Source organism: Yersinia frederiksenii ATCC 33641, from assembly GCF_000754805.1.
Classification (GTDB): domain Bacteria; phylum Pseudomonadota; class Gammaproteobacteria; order Enterobacterales; family Enterobacteriaceae; genus Yersinia; species Yersinia frederiksenii.
Genome location: NZ_KN150731.1, coordinates 555,313 through 571,064 on the forward strand (window position 1 = coordinate 555,313; position 15,752 = coordinate 571,064).

A 15,752-nucleotide genomic window follows, 5' to 3' on the forward strand; every position below is an offset into this window, starting at 1 on the left:
AACACTAATAAGTGACACCGTCACTATTTTTGGTTTTGGCTGTGCTCAACCTTTTCATTAGTCGGCGGATATTTATCCTTGCCACCTGTGTAATCTGGATGTCGTCTTGTTGCCATGCAAAAATTTCTCTTTCTATTATTAAGCCTCATTCTACTCGGCCCATTGGGTATCGACCTCTATCTACCGACGATTCCGGCCATCGCTATAGGGCTCAACAGTAGTGAGTCACTGATCCAGTCTACGATTGCCCTGTTTATTCTGGTGCTGGGCCTGGGTCAACTCATAGCCGGCCCCTTGGTTGATAAATATGGTCGCAAGCCAATCGCTATCATCGGTATCATTCTTTACATGCTGGGTGCCGCTATGGCCGCGCTGGCGGTCAGCCCGATGATGTTTGTCAGTTCCCGCCTGCTACAGGGTGTGGCGGTTTGTTGCACTGCGGTGGTAGCCTTCAGTGGCGTGCGTGACCGTCTTAATGGCAATGAAGCCGCCCGCGCCTTTGGATTCCTCAATGGAACATTAAATATTGTTCCGGCATTGGCCCCCCTGCTGGGTGGTTTATTAGCCGAAGCCTTTGGTTGGCGCGCCCCTTTCTGGTTCCTGGCACTCTACGGCTTATTAGTGTTAATTCTGATAATTATTTTCCTACCAGAAACTCGTCCGGCAGATACACAGCCGGTAAAAAGTTTACCCATAAAGAATTATCTACGCATCTTGCGTGATGACCGCTTCCTGATTTTCTCACTGGTTAACGCGGGTGCAATGGGCATGGCATTGACCTATGTTTCGCTGGCCCCCAATGTGTTGATGGTTGGCGCAGGGCTCAGCCCATTGCAATTTTCGCTGGTGTTTGGGGCCAATGGTTTTTGGATTATGGCGGTCAGCTTTTTTGCCAGCCGGGTTATCCAGAAAGTGGGCCGTCCGACGTGCCTGATGACCGGCAGTGTACTGATGGCACTAGGTTGTCTGGGGTTACTATTCGGGCTGACCCAACTGTCAACTGCCACACAGGATCACTGGTTGGTTTACATGTTACCGGTCGCCAGTGCCTGTGCCGGTTTAGCCTTTATGATGGGGCCCGCCACCAGTTATGCACTGGAGCCTTATGCCAATGAAGCTGGTGTTGCCTCAGCCTTAGTCGGTTTTGTGCAAATGGCAGGGGGAGCCGGATTAGGTTTACTGGCCATGGCACTCCCCATTGAGCCAAAACTCTCACTGGCTATTGTGATGCTGGTAGGTTGCATACTGGCATGGCTAGCACGCCGCGCCAGTAAACATGTTCGTGGGACACTACAAAAAATCAACTAACATACCGCAAACACTGGCCAATACCTTTGGCGTTGTAGCTGGACAGCAAACCAATGGCTCACGATGAGCAGATGATACTCATTGGGTGATAACAGCCGCTGACCATGTGACAACGTCAAGGGCGTAAGGTAACCGGCACTCTATTGGCCAGCGCGCACATCAACTCATACCCCACTGTGCCCGCGGCTTTAGCCACATCATCAATAGGTTGGTTTTCACCCCAGACTTCGACTTTGCTACCTATTTGCGCTTGCGGGCACGGGGTTAAATCTACCGTCAACATATCCATCGAGATTGACCCGACCGTCTGCGTCAATATGCCGTCGACCCTGATGGGTGTCCCACTGGGTGCCAGCCGTGGGTAACCATCGGCATAGCCACAGGCAACCACACCGATCCGTTGCGCCGCACTGGCGGTGTAGCGGCTGCCATAGCCCACCGAGTGACCGGTTGACAATGATTGCAGCGCAATAATTTCACTGTTCAAGCTCATCACCGGTTGCAGCCCCATTTCTGCGATATCGGCACTATCACCACTGGGTGCCGCGCCGTAGAGGATAATGCCGGGGCGCACCCAGTCATAGTGAGTTTCTGGATGACGCAATATTGCGGCTGAATTCGCAAAGCATCGCGCGGCCGGAATCTGCGCGGTGGCCTGTTGAATAAGGGAAAATTGCGTCTCTACACCGATATCATTATCCGCATTGGCAAAATGGCTCATTAGCGTCACCTCACCCACGTGACTCAAACTCTTCGCCCATTGCCAGATGGCCTCCGCCTGCCCAACCGGAAAACCTAAGCGATTCATCCCACTGTTGAGTTTTAAATAAATATTCAGCGGAGCAGACAAACGGGCGGCTTTGATCGCCTCAAGCTGCCAGTCACTGTGCACCGTAGTCGTTAGGCGATAGTAGTCCAGCAGCACTAAGTCCTGCGGCTGAAAGAAGCCCTCAAGCAGCAAAATCGGCCCCTGCCAGCCCTGTTCACGCAACATTATTGCTTCATTTAAATCCAACAGTGCAAAGCCATCCGTTGCCGCCAGCCCTTGCCAAATACGCGCCAGACCGTGCCCATAGGCATTGGCTTTCACCACTGACCATATCTTGGCGGATCCGGCATGATGGCGAACAGTACTCAAATTATGGCGCAGTGCAGATAAATTAAGGGTGGCAGATATCGGGCGAGGCATGCTTATTCCTTCCAAAGCAGTAGTCAGCCATACACAACCTATTGCAGTTTTTCCATAGATTATGCATGGCTGATACGAGTTTTAGCGAACCGGGTGAATGTCGTGTAATGGCGCAGTATTCAATGGCCGAAAGCCCGCGCTATAACGCGATACCGCAAGGTCATCAGCCAAAATTGCAGGTCGGCGACCATACATAATATCAGCCAATAATTGGCCTGAACCACAGGCCATCGTCCAGCCCAAAGTGCCGTGCCCGGTATTCAGATAGAGGTTCTTAATAGAGGTTCGCCCGACGATGGGCGTGCCATCCGGCGTCATTGGGCGCAAACCGGTCCAGAATATGGCCTGGCTAATATTGCCCCCATGGGGATACAAATCTGTGACCACCATTTCCAATGTTTCACGCCGTGCCTGTTCCAATTGGGTATTAAATCCGACAATTTCGGCCATACCGCCAACGCGGATGCGGTCGTCAAAGCGAGTAATTGCAATCTTGTAGGTTTCATCCAACACGGTAGAAAATGGGGCTGACGCCGGGTCAGTGATAGGGATAGTCAGTGAGTAGCCTTTGAGTGGATAAACGGGAATCGACACTAACCCGGCTAACAGCGCAGTTGAGTAAGCACCAAAAGCGACCACATAAGCATCTGCTTTTATGATGTCATCGCCACACAATACTCCCGCGATTTGATCACCATCCACCAGCAACTTATCCACCGAACAGTTAAAGATGAATTTGACTCCGGCGTGTTCCGCCATTTTTGCCAGCCGCTCGGTAAATAGCTGACAGTCACCCGTTTCATCATTGGGGAGACGTAAACCACCCGTGAGTTTGTGTGCCACTTTGGCCAATGCCGGTTCGACAGTAGCCAGCTGATCAGCCGTCAGCAACGAATATGGCACCCCTGCATCATCCAATACCGCAATATCTTTCGCCGCATTATCAAATTGCTGTTCGGTACGGAACAGTTGCAGTGTGCCCCCCTGCCGGCCCTCATACTGAATCCCCGTCTCTTCGCGCAGGTCTTTTAAACAATCGCGACTGTACTCCGCCAGCCGAACCATACGGCTTTTATTGGTCATATAGTGGGAAGTGTCGCAGTTTCTCAACATCTGCCACATCCAGCGCAACTGGAATGCACTGCCATCCAGATGAATCGCCAGCGGGGCGTGGCGTTGAAACATCCATTTAATGGCCTTTAAGGGAACACCGGGCGCGGCCCAAGGGGCGGCATATCCGGGGGATATTTGGCCCGCATTAGCGGCACTGGTCTCTTGCGCGGGCCCCTCCTGGCGGTCAATGACGGTGACATCATGGCCATCTTTGGCTAAGTACCAGGCACTGGCGACACCCACTACACCACTTCCTAAAATGACAACGCGCATATCATCCTCACTCCAAAATCACATCAAAAGCATAATATTCTGTTGACATAAAATTAACCTAGCAGAAAAAACTATCCAACACATTAATTATAGACCGTGACTTGATTCACAATTAATTTACAGTGCCGTGACTTTCTAATTCAATAGCGTCAGGAAAATAGCGATAAGATGCTATTTTTATGCGATTAAACAAAAAAAAGGCTGAGAAATTGGCTAAATATCCCTATTAACAGCACGAATAATTAGCATGTTGCAGAAGTTGATTTTATTGGTTTTATATTCCAGAAAATAAGCAAAATTACAGAATAATAATCTAATAAAAACCCATTTAAGATTATCCGTTAGGACGATAAAAAATAATCTATATTGACATAAGGTCTTGCCATGCCTCAGTTTGTTTATATTGAGCTAGGATTATTGAAGTGACCAGTATTTTGCAGGGTTATAAAACCGTGAGGATGCGCTAATGACAACTTCAACACCGAAACACACCGCGCAAGATAAGCGCCTGACTGACGGCCCGGACTGGACATTTGAATTGTTACAGGTCTATCTGGATCAAATCGACCGGGTGGCAAAACATTACCGGCTTGATACCTATCCCCATCAGATAGAGGTGATCACCTCAGAACAAATGATGGATGCCTATTCAAGTATCGGCATGCCAATCAACTATACCCATTGGTCTTTCGGTAAGAAATTTATCGAAACCGAGCAAAAATATAAGCATGGTCAACAAGGACTGGCCTACGAGATTGTGATTAACTCCAATCCTTGCATTGCTTATTTAATGGAAGAAAACACCATCACTATGCAAGCCTTAGTCATGGCTCACGCCTGCTATGGCCATAATTCCTTCTTTAAGAATAACTATTTATTCCGCGCGTGGACGGATGCCAGTTCCATCGTGGATTATCTGCTGTTTGCTCGCCATTACATTAGTGAATGCGAAGAACGTTATGGTGTTGAAGAAGTCGAGCGCCTACTCGACTCTTGCCACGCACTGATGAATTATGGGGTGGATCGCTATAAACGCCCGCAAAAAATATCTTTAATTGAGGAAACTGCCCGCCAGAAAAGCCGTGAGGAGTATCTGCAAAGTCAGGTCAACTCTTTGTGGAAAACCTTACCACGTAAGGATCGGGGGGAAGTACAAGCTCAGGCTCAGCGCTATCCGAGTGAGCCACAAGAAAATCTGCTGTATTTCATGGAGAAAAATGCCCCACTGTTGGAATCATGGCAGCGGGAAGTGCTGCGCATTGTGCGCAAAGTTAGCCAGTATTTTTATCCACAGAAACAGACTCAAGTGATGAATGAAGGCTGGGCCACCTTCTGGCATTACACTATTTTGAACCATCTGTATGACGAGGGCCGAGTCACAGATAGGTTTATGATGGAGTTCTTGCACAGCCATACTAACGTGGTCTACCAGCCGCCGTACAACAGCCCTTATTACAATGGTATTAACCCCTATGCTCTGGGGTTTGCCATGTTCCAAGATATCAAGCGCATCTGCCAATTTCCAACTGAAGAGGACTATTACTGGTTCCCTGATATTGCCGGTAAAGATTGGTTGGATACCCTGCATTTTGCCATGCGCGACTTTAAGGATGAAAGCTTCATCAGCCAATTCTTATCACCGAAAGTGATGCGTGACTTCCGTCTCTTTACTGTGATGGATGATGATAAGAATAATTATCTGGAAATTTCGGCCATTCATAACGAAGAGGGTTATCGCGCCATTCGTAATGAGTTGTCTGCTCAATATAATTTGAGCAACCATGAGCCAAACATTCAGGTCTGGAATGTTGATTTGCGCGGTGACCGCTCTCTGACGCTACGCTATATTCCTCATGACCGGGCGCCACTGGATAAAAGTCGTCAGCAAGTGATGAAACATATTCATCGGTTATGGGGGTTTGATATTCATATGGAACAACTGAATGCTGATGGCAGTATTGAATTGCTCGACAGCGTTCCGCCCAGGGCCAACAAACTCTAAACGCGATTAACAATCATGAAAAAGGGGCATCGAATGCCCCTTTTGCTTTATTATTTTAACGCTATTACCTAGCGGCGAGCTTCAGCCAAATCACTTGGCATGGTGCCCTGCATACTGTGCCAGATAGCGCCACTCTCTTTACCGTAGGTCCGCAAGCATTCTAATACCTGCTCGTGCCCTTTCTCATCGCACAATGTCGACAGTTTGCTATAAAACGTCAGTGCCAACTTACGCGCTTCAGGATTAGAGAAATAGTAACGCCCCACCCGGGTATAAAGCCCTTTCAGTCCATTGAGGATCAAGCCATAGATCGGATTACCTGAAGCAAACGCCAAACCACGGAAAATACCATAATCCAGAGCAGTAAAGGCCTCTGAATTATCATCAACCGTCTGGGCTTGTGCCAGAATTTCCTGGGCTTTTTCCGGATGATTACGAATAGCCGTCCGGACAAAGATGGTAGCGATATTGGTTCGAACAGCCAGTAAGTTGTCTATCAATTGTGGCACACTGTCATGGTCAAGCCGCGCCAGCGTTTCCAAGATATTAAGACCGGACGTCTCCCAAAAGTTGTTTACTTTCGTCGGTTTACCATGCTGAATAGTGAGCCAGCCATCGCGGGCTAGCCGTTGCAGCACTTCGCGCAATGTTGTGCGGGTAACTCCAATAAGCTCTGAAAGTTCACGTTCCGCGGGCAAAATAGTGCCTGGAGGGAAGCGATTATTCCAAATACTTTCAATAATATACTCTTCCGCGAAACCGGCAGGACTTTGCGCCTTTATAACCATATTTTTTGACGTTCCGTAGCGATAAATATCAGCAATTTAGTGTGCTCATCATACCAGACGACTCTATTCTGACATAGCATCGGAGCAGAACAAATGGTGAAAGCAGTCATAAAGTTGCAAAAATTGCGCAGATAGAATGATGAGCAGATTATACGTGTTGCATTTAGACCAATAACGTAAAGTAAAATGTAACTTTGAGCAGCAATAGCATCATAATAATTTATTAAGGAGACCATAAGCCACAATGGATATGACCATTAGACAAGCCGTACTTAGGAATTTTCTTGGTAACTCACCAGATTGGTACAAACTGGCAATTATAGGGTTCCTCATCATTAACCCGTTGGTGTTTTTCTTCGTCAGCCCGTTTCTCGCCGGTTGGATGCTGGTGATAGAATTCATCTTTACACTGGCAATGGCACTGAAATGTTATCCACTGCAACCCGGTGGTTTACTCGCCATTCAAGCCGTAGCTATCGGTATGACCAGCCCGCATCAAGTAGCCGAAGAGATTGCTAATAATCTGGAAGTCCTGTTGCTACTGGTGTTTATGGTAGCGGGCATCTACTTTATGAAGCAGCTATTATTATTCGTTTTTACCAAACTGCTACTCAACATCCGTTCAAAGATTACGCTGTCATTAGCCTTCTGTGTGGCTTCTGCTTTTCTTTCCGCTTTCCTGGATGCCTTAACCGTTATCGCGGTAGTTATTAGTGTCTCTGTCGGTTTTTATACTATTTATCATCATGTTGCATCCAATCACTCGGATAAAGACATTAACGATGACAGTTGGATCGACAGTCAAGATAATCGCAAAACACTGGAGCAATTCCGAGCATTTCTGCGCAGCCTAATGATGCATGCAGGGGTGGGCACTGCACTGGGTGGCGTGATGACCATGGTGGGAGAACCGCAAAATCTGATTATCGCCAAAAGTGCAGGTTGGAATTTTGCGGATTTCTTTATCCGCATGTTGCCTGTCACTCTGCCGGTGCTGTGCTGCGGTTTATTGGTATGCCTGTTGGTAGAACGTTTTAAACTGTTTGGCTATGGTACAGAGTTACCTGAGCGTGTCCGTCAGGTTTTAACTGATTACGACAAACAAGCCAGTGCAAAGCGAACCCGGCAGGAGAAAATGAAACTTCTGGTTCAGGCGCTGATTGGCGTGTGGCTGGTACTGGCGCTAGCATTCCATTTAGCCGAGGTAGGCTTGGTGGGGCTGTCGGTCATTATTCTTGCGACCTCTCTTTGCGGCATCACCAATGAACATGCACTGGGTAAAGCATTTCAGGAAGCATTGCCTTTCACTGCCCTGCTCACGGTCTTTTTCGCGGTGGTGGCAGTAATTATCGAGCAAAGTTTATTCACACCTATTATTCAGTTCGTTCTGCAATCTTCACCATCAGCTCAGTTATCCCTGTTTTATCTGTTTAACGGTTTGCTATCGTCGGTATCAGATAATGTCTTTGTTGGCACGGTGTATATCAATGAGGCGCGCAATGCATTTGAGCATGGCATCATTTCACTCCAGCAATTTGAATTATTGGCTGTCGCCATTAATACCGGGACTAACTTGCCGTCAGTTGCCACACCAAATGGTCAAGCCGCATTCTTGTTCCTGCTGACCTCGGCACTCGCACCATTGATTCGCCTCTCATATGGCCGCATGGTGTATATGGCCCTGCCTTATACCATCGTGATGACAGTTGTGGGTCTGTTGGGTGTTGAGTATCTATTAGTTCCGGTGACAGAATGGATGATGCAAAGTGGCTGGATAAGTTTGCCTCACATAGCGACCGAGGTTAGCATCACACACTGATTGCTTGCATTATTGTCTCTGCCAGCCCTACACTTTCCCTCGCCACGAGGGACAGTGCTATACCCATAGACATGAGTTTCAAATACTATGGGGTAGACTTAAAAGGATTATGGGCTGGCAAAACAAACCAATATCTTACCCAAAGCAAAATTTATGTTCGTGGTAGTCGGTCATTCGCGAGAAATAACTGATTTTTGCCTAATTTTGCCTTTGGGTAGCTGGCAGCAAAGATGAATTGGTTTACACTGCCGGTACAATTGCTTACTGCATGGAAAATAAAGATATGTTGCAATTCCTTAACCGCTGCTCTAAAGGGCGCGGTGCTTGGCTATTACTGGCCCTGACTGCACTTGCATTAGAATTAGTTGCGCTCTATTTTCAACACGTGATGCTGCTGCAGCCTTGCGTGATGTGTATTTACGAACGCGCCGCATTATTCGGTATTCTTGGTGCAGCATTGCTGGGTGCTATTGCACCTAAATCACCTTTGCGTTATCTGGCTATTTTCATCTGGATTTACAGCGCCTGGAAAGGGGTTCAGCTGGCCTGGACACATACCATGCTGCAACTGCATCCATCACCTTTCACCACCTGTGATTTCTTTGTGAGCTTCCCCTCTTGGCTACCATTGGATAAATGGTTCCCGGCTATTTTTGTTGCCAGTGGCGATTGTGCGGTAAAGCAATGGGAATTCTTGAGCTTGGAAATGCCACAATGGTTAGTGGGTATTTTTGCGGTTTACCTGTTGGTGTCGCTATTAGTGCTGATAAGTCAGTTTGTTAAGCCGAAAAGACGCGATCTGTTTGGCCGATAGTTTTCATACATATCTTTATCTGTTTAAGGCGCCCATAGAATGTGGCGCCTTTTTTATATACACTAACAGAGTGAAGCTATCACACTGCTAGTGGTACTGACCCGCATGAGAAATAAGACAAATCAGCAATCTTTGACCTGATTCATTTAACGAATAATTCCACGTGCAGAGCGGGAGAAAAAAGGCTTATAGGGGATTAATATTTGCCACTCTTTCGCCAAGGTCTCAATTTCTTCATTAACATCCGCGACCAATTTACCCGCATGATAAATAAGCTGATAAGCATTTTGGACAGCTTGCCCATCCCCCCAGTTTAGCCCATCTGCCTTGACGCCAATGGGTACAGCACGATTCCCTTCGGCAATAACATACGGAGGAATATCCTGTACCACACAGGAACCTGTATTGACCAATGCATAAGTACCAATCACGCAAAATTGATGCACCGCACTTGCTGCCCCGATGACTGCAAAATCATCAATCTCAACGTGCCCGGCTAATCCCACATTCGACGCCAATAAACAGTGGTTACCAATAATGCAATCATGACCAATATGGACGTGGCTCATCAGATTATTATCATCACCAATATGGGTCACGCCGCCACCCTGCAAGGTACCGCGATGGATAGTGACATTCTGTTGAATCAAATTACGGCTGCCGATAACAACCTTAGTGGCCTCACCCTTATATTTAAGATCCTGATTAACCTCCCCAATGGAGGAGAACTGTCCAATATTATTGTCACATCCCAGCTCAGTAATACCATTAATCACGACATGTGATTTAAGTACTGTGCCAGAACCAATAGTGACTTGAGAACCAATGTAACAAAAGTGACCAATCTGTACATTCGCACCAATCACCGCGCCCTTCTCAATGATTGCAGAAGCAGAAATTATTGCGGTGTTATCAATCAAGCTATTTAACTCTTCAGATGGAAGACTCACTTTACTACTTTGTGGGTAACTTCAGCATCGGCTAAGGATTAATCCATCCGTTGGTTTAATCAAATTTACTAATATAAAAAAGTGGCTGTCATTTTGTTTAGTTAGGCCCAGATACAAAAAACCCTGGCAAAAACCAGGGTTTTAAAAGGGTGCCGGTGCTTTCCCGACCGTCATGTTATGGTGTAAGCGTTCATCGTACACTCCAACGTTACACAGCCTAAGCATGACTATTGCACAACAGAGAAACGCACTGGAAAACCACCCACTAAGCTTCTCTGTTAAGCATCTTTCTTTCGGCCATCTAACTGCGCGATGACCAAAAATATTGCTATGCATTTACTTCATCGGACTAATAATCATACAGCGTTATAATATTTCATCAAGATAAATTGAAAATTTTCTTCCACCGAGACTCTCTTTGGATTTTTTATTTCTCAACTTTTATGCGTAGAACTTTTTTGCTACGGGTCACATAATTAAAAAGGCCACCGTTAGGCAGCCTTAAGTGAATCCAGTTATCAAAGGGTTAAGCTTTGGTATGAGTGCAAATATATTGATTAGCTTGCTCACCATCGACAATAGCCAAACGAATTGGCAATGCCGAAATGTTAAGAGAAGCGATCACTTGCTCTTGGCTACTGGCCTTCTGGAAGATTAACGACTCACCCTGACCTTCTGGATTTACTTTCACAAATTGAAACACCGAGTTATCGATGGTCAATTGCTGATTTGGACCATCCAATACCGCGGTAAGGCTGGCGCCATCCTTCAATTCACACTCAAGGTTAATTAACGAAGCCCCTGCGGCCTGAACCTGGTGTGAAACACTACCTAAAGTAGCGGAGATGCCGATGATGACAGCGGCTAATGTTGAATATTTCATTTTTTAGGTTTCTTGGTTAAATTTCGGCGTAAGTCAGCCATATCGAGCTTATTCATAGATAAGAACTATCTGGCCCACTGTGGTTTATTCAGAATGTGATCTTGCCAGTCAATGACTTCGCTCTCGCGAACCGCAATATGACGCACTGAAATTCGTTCACCATGCATCGCAGATTTTGACCCGGTTAACAGTGGATGCCAGCTTGGTAAATCATGGCCCTCACCAATTAAACGATAGGCACATGTTGGTGGCAGCCAATCAAAAGTGACCAGATTTTCGCGCGTTAACTTGATGCAATCTTCTTCTAATTCAAAGCGACGCTCATAGTTACGGCATTGACAGGTTTTAATATTGAGCTGATCACAGGCCACATTGGTGAAATAGATTTCATCAGTGTCCTCATCAATCAATTTATTTAAACAGCATTGACCGCATCCGTCACACAGCGATTCCCATTCACTATCTGACATCTCAGCGAGTGTTTTTTGTTGCCAAAAAGGACGTTGTGACATATCTGTATCCGGTGTAGTTGATGAGCATGCAGCTAATGGGCATATAGCTAAATAAGCGGGTCGTTATAGACGTTTTGGCTATCAGATGCAAGTTTTGCCGCCCATCCAAGTGGACAAACGGCACTGTTTTCTTAGATTATGCGGGTGTTTAACGTTTTACCATTTAGCATAATTTTAAGCATATCGCCTGATTTCATCGGCCCGACACCCTGTGGCGTTCCTGTCAGCACCACATCGCCCGCACGTAATGTAAAGAAGCGGCTGATATAGCTTATCAATGGAATGATCGGGGTAATCATGTCGCGAGTGTTACCCTGCTGGCGGATTTCATCATTAATGGTCAGGGACAAATCAGCATTTTGTGCATCGCCAAATTCAGCCACCGGTATAAAACCGGAAATGGGGCACGATCCATCAAATGCCTTGGATTTCTCCCACGGTTGCCCCGCTTTTTTCAAGCCTGATTGTAGTTCACGCAGCGTTAAATCCAATGCCACACCATAACCGGCAATAGCACGCGCCACTCTATCTTCATTGGCTTGTTTTAACGGCGTACCGATCAAGACCGCTAATTCCACTTCATGATGTACCGCACCGAAATCTTTCGGAATAGAGACCGGCTGGCGAATATCGCATAATGCCGTTTCAGGTTTGATAAACAGCACCGGTTCAGCTGAGGCTGTACTCCCCATTTCTTTAATATGTTCGGCATAGTTGCTGCCGACACAAACCACTTTACTTACTGGAAAATCCAGCAAAGACCCTTGCCAGTCTCTATGTTGGTACATACTGCCTCTCCTGAATTCACATCCTGATAGACACTACACCGCGGCTATTTAACCGGGGTATACAACAACTATTTAATCATAGATATTATTAGCCACAAACATTATTGGCTAATGCTATCAGCCATCATACCTATGCTGATGGCGAAATAGTAAGAGCGGTTCCAGTGCATAATGGTCCGAAAATTATCATAGACCAGAAATGCTCGCCCTTGAATATCATCGGGGATAACCACCCAAGCACGTAAGCCTGGGTTAGCAACCTTCCCGACCGGTATCGGTGTCACACCAAGCTGTTGCCATTGTGCCACTGTCTTGGCTTGCTTATCTTTTAAACCCGCAAGTGCAACATTGAATCCTGCCGGCAACTGCGCTTCCTGACCCCAACCTATGTCGGGTTGCCAACCTTCAGTAGACAGATAGTTAGCAGTAGAAGCAAATACATCATCAATATTATTCCAAATATCGATTTTGCCATCGCCATCACCATCGGCACCATAGGTCAGGAAAGAACTGGGCATAAACTGACTTTGCCCCATAGCTCCGGCCCAAGACCCTTTTAATTGCCGGTCCTCAACCTTACCTTGTTGGATAATCTGTAGCGCCGCCATCAGTTCTTGAGTAAAAAAAGCTTCTCGCCGCCCTTCAAATGCTAATGTCGATAAAGCCGAAATCACATCTTCTTTACCCTGAATCTTGCCAAAACTACTCTCCAGCCCCCACAGCGCAACAATATAGCGCTCAGGTACACCGTAGCGGGCGGTCACTTGAGATAACTGAGGTCGATAGCGCTGATAGTTCTCCTTGCCCTGCTTTATTCTGTTCGCCGTCAAAACCTTGGCCAGGTAATCATCCAGTGTGACTTTCTTCTCTAGCTGATTACGGTCAGATTGAATCACCCGGTCAACAAAATGAATATTTGCAAAAGCAACATTCAACGTCGCATCACTGATCCCATTGACGCGGGCCTGGGTTTTCAACTGTTCAACATAAGCAGGGAATGCCGCCGGATCCCGCCCCTGCGAAGAGAGCATCGTTGCAGTATTGCTGCTATTGGTAGAGGCTGACGTTGCCATCACTTGAGGTGCCGCAACTTGGGTTTGTATTGGCGCGGCCGAATTCTTATTGGCACAACCCACAGAGATAACCGTCAGCAGTGCGACGGCAATCTTTGACAATTTCATCGGCGCATTCCTATGTAAAGCAACAGCCAGTGAGGAAGCTGGGCGTTTAAAATCAGTGGGTTTCACCCAAATGCATTTTCAACAAACTTTCTGGCGGCGGCGGGACTTGCAAATAAAACCCCTGTTCGACAAGTGCCTTTTTTACTTTCTCGATATCCGCTGTTGCCAGGCTTTTGCGCTCGTTCAATGAAAGCAGCATCGCGAATTGCGGTTTGCCAAAACTGGCAAGTAACTCAGCCGGGACTCTCGAAAAATCATCTTTTGTTTCAATATATAGGTAGGTTTGATCCCGTTTCGGACTTCTATAGATAGCACAAAGCATGTTCTGGACTCTGGTTGATAAATTCAATAATAAAACAGCATAGTTAGCTTAAGATTATAACACGTCAGGCCCTGTTGCAGGCCCGAGTTGTCAATAGACGGGAATTTCTATGCCTACACGGCCCGCACAAGGGTCTGGCGTATAGTATTGATACTTACCATTGTCAGCACGTCGGCGTGATAGATATTCCTGCTGCTGACATTTGGCCTGTTTCTCAGCTTCACGTCTTGCCGTCTCTGCATCCATCCGCGCTTTTTCTTCATCCAGTTGCCGTTGCCATGAGTCCGCATCCGGAACCACCGAACCGAGCGCCTTACGTTTTTCCAGATAATCGGGAGAAACCTTACTATCTTTTGGAATTTCAGCATGATAACTATAGTCAGCCGATGTAGTTACCGGGGTAGACAATGCTGTAATGCAGATAAATGATAGCAGGATGAAATTCCTTTTCATCATTGATTTCCTTTAGATTGAACGTCATAGAAAGCGCAAATTATCACAAAATGATTATCATTCTCAATGTTAAATAACTAAAAATAGCACTTATTGGCGCAGTTTATATCGAGCCCAAAAAAATGGACTGGGCCTTATCATTTATGATCATTTTCCATTCTGTTTCACACATTGGCAAAGTACTAAGTGAGATTTTTCTGAAATAATATTGTGAGGTATTTCACCAAGCCGATAATAACAACATTCGCCACCCCAATTTCATCATCTTAAAAGTGATAATAATGGTCAGCTATTACTATATTTTATAAAAAACAACTTCAACTGATAAAAAAATGACCACATTGTAGAGAAAAAAACGATTTTTATGGGCAGAGCGAAATCCGCATAAAACCACGCTGACTGCTGAAAAAACAAACAACTCAATCATGGTCGTGATAATAGCTAAATATAGGCGGGTCAGGGCTAGCGAATAAGCAGAAGTTATGCTGTAATTTCTTGTCGGATTGGAGTCATTGTGACCATAGGATTTCAATATATTGATACGGATAGATTTCTTTTTATATTACCTATAACATGCTTAGGAAGATCAGAATATTGTACCCCGAATGATATTGCGGGGATTAAGCGCAGCTGAAACTGAGTCAGGATAGATGTCACAATCGCCAATTGAGTTAAAAGGCAGTAGTTTTACCCTATCGGTCGTTCACTTACATGATTCTCGACCAGAGATAATCCGTCAGGCATTACAGGAAAAGGTAGATCAAGCGCCTGCTTTCCTGAAAAACGCCCCTGTTGTGATTAACGTTGCAACGTTACCTAACGGTGCTAACTGGAAAGATCTCCAACAGGCTGTCACTTCAGCAGGTCTGCGTATTGTGGGCATCAGTGGTTGTCAGGATGAACGTCAAAAACGTGCAATAGCGCGTGCAGGCTTGCCGTTACTGAGCGAAGGCAAAGGCCAGAAAATGGCGCCAGAGCCAGTTGTCAGCCCGCCTGAAAACGTTCCTACCAAGACACGAATCATCAACACACCTGTCCGTTCTGGCCAACAGATTTATGCTCGAAATTGCGATTTGATTGTTATCAGCAGTGTCAGTGCCGGTGCTGAATTAATTGCCGACGGCAATATTCATATCTATGGAATGATGCGAGGCCGTGCGCTAGCAGGTGCATCGGGTGATGCTCAATGCCAGATTTTTTGCACACATCTGGGTGCTGAACTAGTCTCTATCGCAGGGCAGTACTGGTTGAGTGATCAGATCCCGCGCGACTATTTTGGTCAAGCTGCGCGTTTGCATCTGCTGGATAACGCATTAACTATACAACCTTTAAATTAAGCCCTTTTGACAAGGAATCC

The 15,752-nt window shown here is 46.2% G+C and carries 15 protein-coding genes; 5 read left to right on the forward strand and 10 right to left on the reverse strand.

Features of this window, described 5'->3' with window-relative positions; all coding sequences use genetic code 11:
• The first annotated feature begins 114 nt into the window (after nucleotides 1-114).
• Nucleotides 115-1,308, forward strand: a complete 1,194-nt coding sequence (locus tag DJ58_RS18915; RefSeq protein WP_004708458.1) for a Bcr/CflA family efflux MFS transporter — start codon at nucleotides 115-117, stop codon at nucleotides 1,306-1,308.
• 115 nt (nucleotides 1,309-1,423) lie between these two features.
• Here the strand turns inward: DJ58_RS18915 and dadX are convergent, their stop codons facing one another.
• Entirely contained in the window at nucleotides 1,424-2,497 is a 1,074-nt protein-coding gene (gene dadX, locus DJ58_RS18910; RefSeq protein ID WP_004708461.1) for a catabolic alanine racemase DadX, read from the reverse strand.
• An 81-nt stretch (nucleotides 2,498-2,578) separates the two neighbouring features.
• Nucleotides 2,579-3,883, reverse strand: coding sequence for a D-amino acid dehydrogenase (locus DJ58_RS18905; RefSeq protein WP_004708462.1), 1,305 nt, complete (start codon nucleotides 3,881-3,883; stop codon nucleotides 2,579-2,581).
• A 466-nt stretch (nucleotides 3,884-4,349) separates the two neighbouring features.
• On the opposite strand from DJ58_RS18905, the gene DJ58_RS18900 reads away from it, so the two are divergent.
• On the forward strand, nucleotides 4,350-5,885 hold the full coding sequence (locus tag DJ58_RS18900) for a SpoVR family protein (protein WP_004708463.1): 1,536 nt from the start codon (nucleotides 4,350-4,352) through the stop codon (nucleotides 5,883-5,885).
• 68 nt (nucleotides 5,886-5,953) lie between these two features.
• On the opposite strand, the gene fadR is transcribed toward DJ58_RS18900, so the two are convergent.
• Nucleotides 5,954-6,673 (reverse strand): fatty acid metabolism transcriptional regulator FadR, encoded by a 720-nt coding sequence (fadR, locus tag DJ58_RS18895; RefSeq protein WP_004708466.1) that lies wholly within the window; start codon nucleotides 6,671-6,673, stop codon nucleotides 5,954-5,956.
• A 244-nt stretch (nucleotides 6,674-6,917) separates the two neighbouring features.
• On the opposite strand from fadR, the gene nhaB reads away from it, so the two are divergent.
• Entirely contained in the window at nucleotides 6,918-8,492 is a 1,575-nt protein-coding gene (nhaB, locus tag DJ58_RS18890) for a sodium/proton antiporter NhaB (protein ID WP_004708468.1), read from the forward strand.
• A gap of 283 nt (nucleotides 8,493-8,775) precedes the next feature.
• Nucleotides 8,776-9,306 carry a disulfide bond formation protein DsbB gene (gene dsbB, locus DJ58_RS18885; protein ID WP_032910907.1) on the forward strand — a complete coding sequence of 177 codons (531 nt, stop codon included), beginning with the start codon at nucleotides 8,776-8,778 and terminating at the stop codon, nucleotides 9,304-9,306.
• A 146-nt stretch (nucleotides 9,307-9,452) separates the two neighbouring features.
• Here dsbB and lpxA read toward each other — a convergent pair whose 3' ends face one another.
• The 7 genes from lpxA to DJ58_RS18850 form a co-directional block, all read right to left on the reverse strand.
• A complete protein-coding gene (lpxA, locus tag DJ58_RS18880) occupies nucleotides 9,453-10,226 on the reverse strand; it encodes an acyl-ACP--UDP-N-acetylglucosamine O-acyltransferase (protein WP_032910909.1) in 774 nt (257 codons plus the stop codon).
• 556 nt (nucleotides 10,227-10,782) lie between these two features.
• The gene (locus tag DJ58_RS18875) at nucleotides 10,783-11,139 is read right to left on the reverse strand and encodes a hypothetical protein (RefSeq protein ID WP_004708471.1); all 357 of its coding nucleotides are present in this window, start codon (nucleotides 11,137-11,139) and stop codon (nucleotides 10,783-10,785) included.
• Nucleotides 11,140-11,204: 65 nt separating this feature from the next.
• Nucleotides 11,205-11,651 (reverse strand): YcgN family cysteine cluster protein, encoded by a 447-nt coding sequence (locus tag DJ58_RS18870; RefSeq protein WP_004708473.1) that lies wholly within the window; start codon nucleotides 11,649-11,651, stop codon nucleotides 11,205-11,207.
• Nucleotides 11,652-11,782: 131 nt separating this feature from the next.
• Complete coding sequence (locus DJ58_RS18865; protein WP_004708474.1) at nucleotides 11,783-12,439, reverse strand: fumarylacetoacetate hydrolase family protein; 657 nt, start codon at nucleotides 12,437-12,439, stop codon at nucleotides 11,783-11,785.
• A gap of 101 nt (nucleotides 12,440-12,540) precedes the next feature.
• Entirely contained in the window at nucleotides 12,541-13,620 is a 1,080-nt protein-coding gene (locus tag DJ58_RS18860; protein WP_004708475.1) for a lytic murein transglycosylase, read from the reverse strand.
• Between the two features lie 52 nt (nucleotides 13,621-13,672).
• Nucleotides 13,673-13,942, reverse strand: coding sequence for a YcgL domain-containing protein (locus DJ58_RS18855; RefSeq protein WP_032910860.1), 270 nt, complete (start codon nucleotides 13,940-13,942; stop codon nucleotides 13,673-13,675).
• A 90-nt stretch (nucleotides 13,943-14,032) separates the two neighbouring features.
• Complete coding sequence (locus DJ58_RS18850) at nucleotides 14,033-14,395, reverse strand: hypothetical protein (RefSeq protein ID WP_032910861.1); 363 nt, start codon at nucleotides 14,393-14,395, stop codon at nucleotides 14,033-14,035.
• Nucleotides 14,396-15,045: 650 nt separating this feature from the next.
• Between DJ58_RS18850 and minC the strand changes: the two genes are divergently transcribed.
• Complete coding sequence (gene minC / locus DJ58_RS18845; RefSeq protein ID WP_004708480.1) at nucleotides 15,046-15,732, forward strand: septum site-determining protein MinC; 687 nt, start codon at nucleotides 15,046-15,048, stop codon at nucleotides 15,730-15,732.
• Nucleotides 15,733-15,752: the final 20 nt, after the last annotated feature.

Excerpts from the sequence above, each read along its gene's own strand:
- dadX (WP_004708461.1), bottom strand. The coding sequence starts at position 2,497 with ATGCCTCGCCCGATATCTGCCACCCTTAATTTATCTGCACTGCGCCAT.
- DJ58_RS18850 (WP_032910861.1), bottom strand. The coding sequence starts at position 14,395 with ATGAAAAGGAATTTCATCCTGCTATCATTTATCTGCATTACAGCATTG.
- DJ58_RS18900 (WP_004708463.1), top strand. The coding sequence starts at position 4,350 with ATGACAACTTCAACACCGAAACACACCGCGCAAGATAAGCGCCTGACT.
- dsbB (WP_032910907.1), top strand. The coding sequence starts at position 8,776 with ATGTTGCAATTCCTTAACCGCTGCTCTAAAGGGCGCGGTGCTTGGCTA.
- DJ58_RS18870 (WP_004708473.1), bottom strand. The coding sequence starts at position 11,651 with ATGTCACAACGTCCTTTTTGGCAACAAAAAACACTCGCTGAGATGTCA.
- DJ58_RS18855 (WP_032910860.1), bottom strand. The coding sequence starts at position 13,942 with ATGCTTTGTGCTATCTATAGAAGTCCGAAACGGGATCAAACCTACCTA.
- DJ58_RS18875 (WP_004708471.1), bottom strand. The coding sequence starts at position 11,139 with ATGAAATATTCAACATTAGCCGCTGTCATCATCGGCATCTCCGCTACT.
- minC (WP_004708480.1), top strand. The coding sequence starts at position 15,046 with ATGTCACAATCGCCAATTGAGTTAAAAGGCAGTAGTTTTACCCTATCG.
- nhaB (WP_004708468.1), top strand. The coding sequence starts at position 6,918 with ATGGATATGACCATTAGACAAGCCGTACTTAGGAATTTTCTTGGTAAC.
- DJ58_RS18860 (WP_004708475.1), bottom strand. The coding sequence starts at position 13,620 with ATGAAATTGTCAAAGATTGCCGTCGCACTGCTGACGGTTATCTCTGTG.
- DJ58_RS18915 (WP_004708458.1), top strand. The coding sequence starts at position 115 with ATGCAAAAATTTCTCTTTCTATTATTAAGCCTCATTCTACTCGGCCCA.
- DJ58_RS18865 (WP_004708474.1), bottom strand. The coding sequence starts at position 12,439 with ATGTACCAACATAGAGACTGGCAAGGGTCTTTGCTGGATTTTCCAGTA.
- DJ58_RS18905 (WP_004708462.1), bottom strand. The coding sequence starts at position 3,883 with ATGCGCGTTGTCATTTTAGGAAGTGGTGTAGTGGGTGTCGCCAGTGCC.
- fadR (WP_004708466.1), bottom strand. The coding sequence starts at position 6,673 with ATGGTTATAAAGGCGCAAAGTCCTGCCGGTTTCGCGGAAGAGTATATT.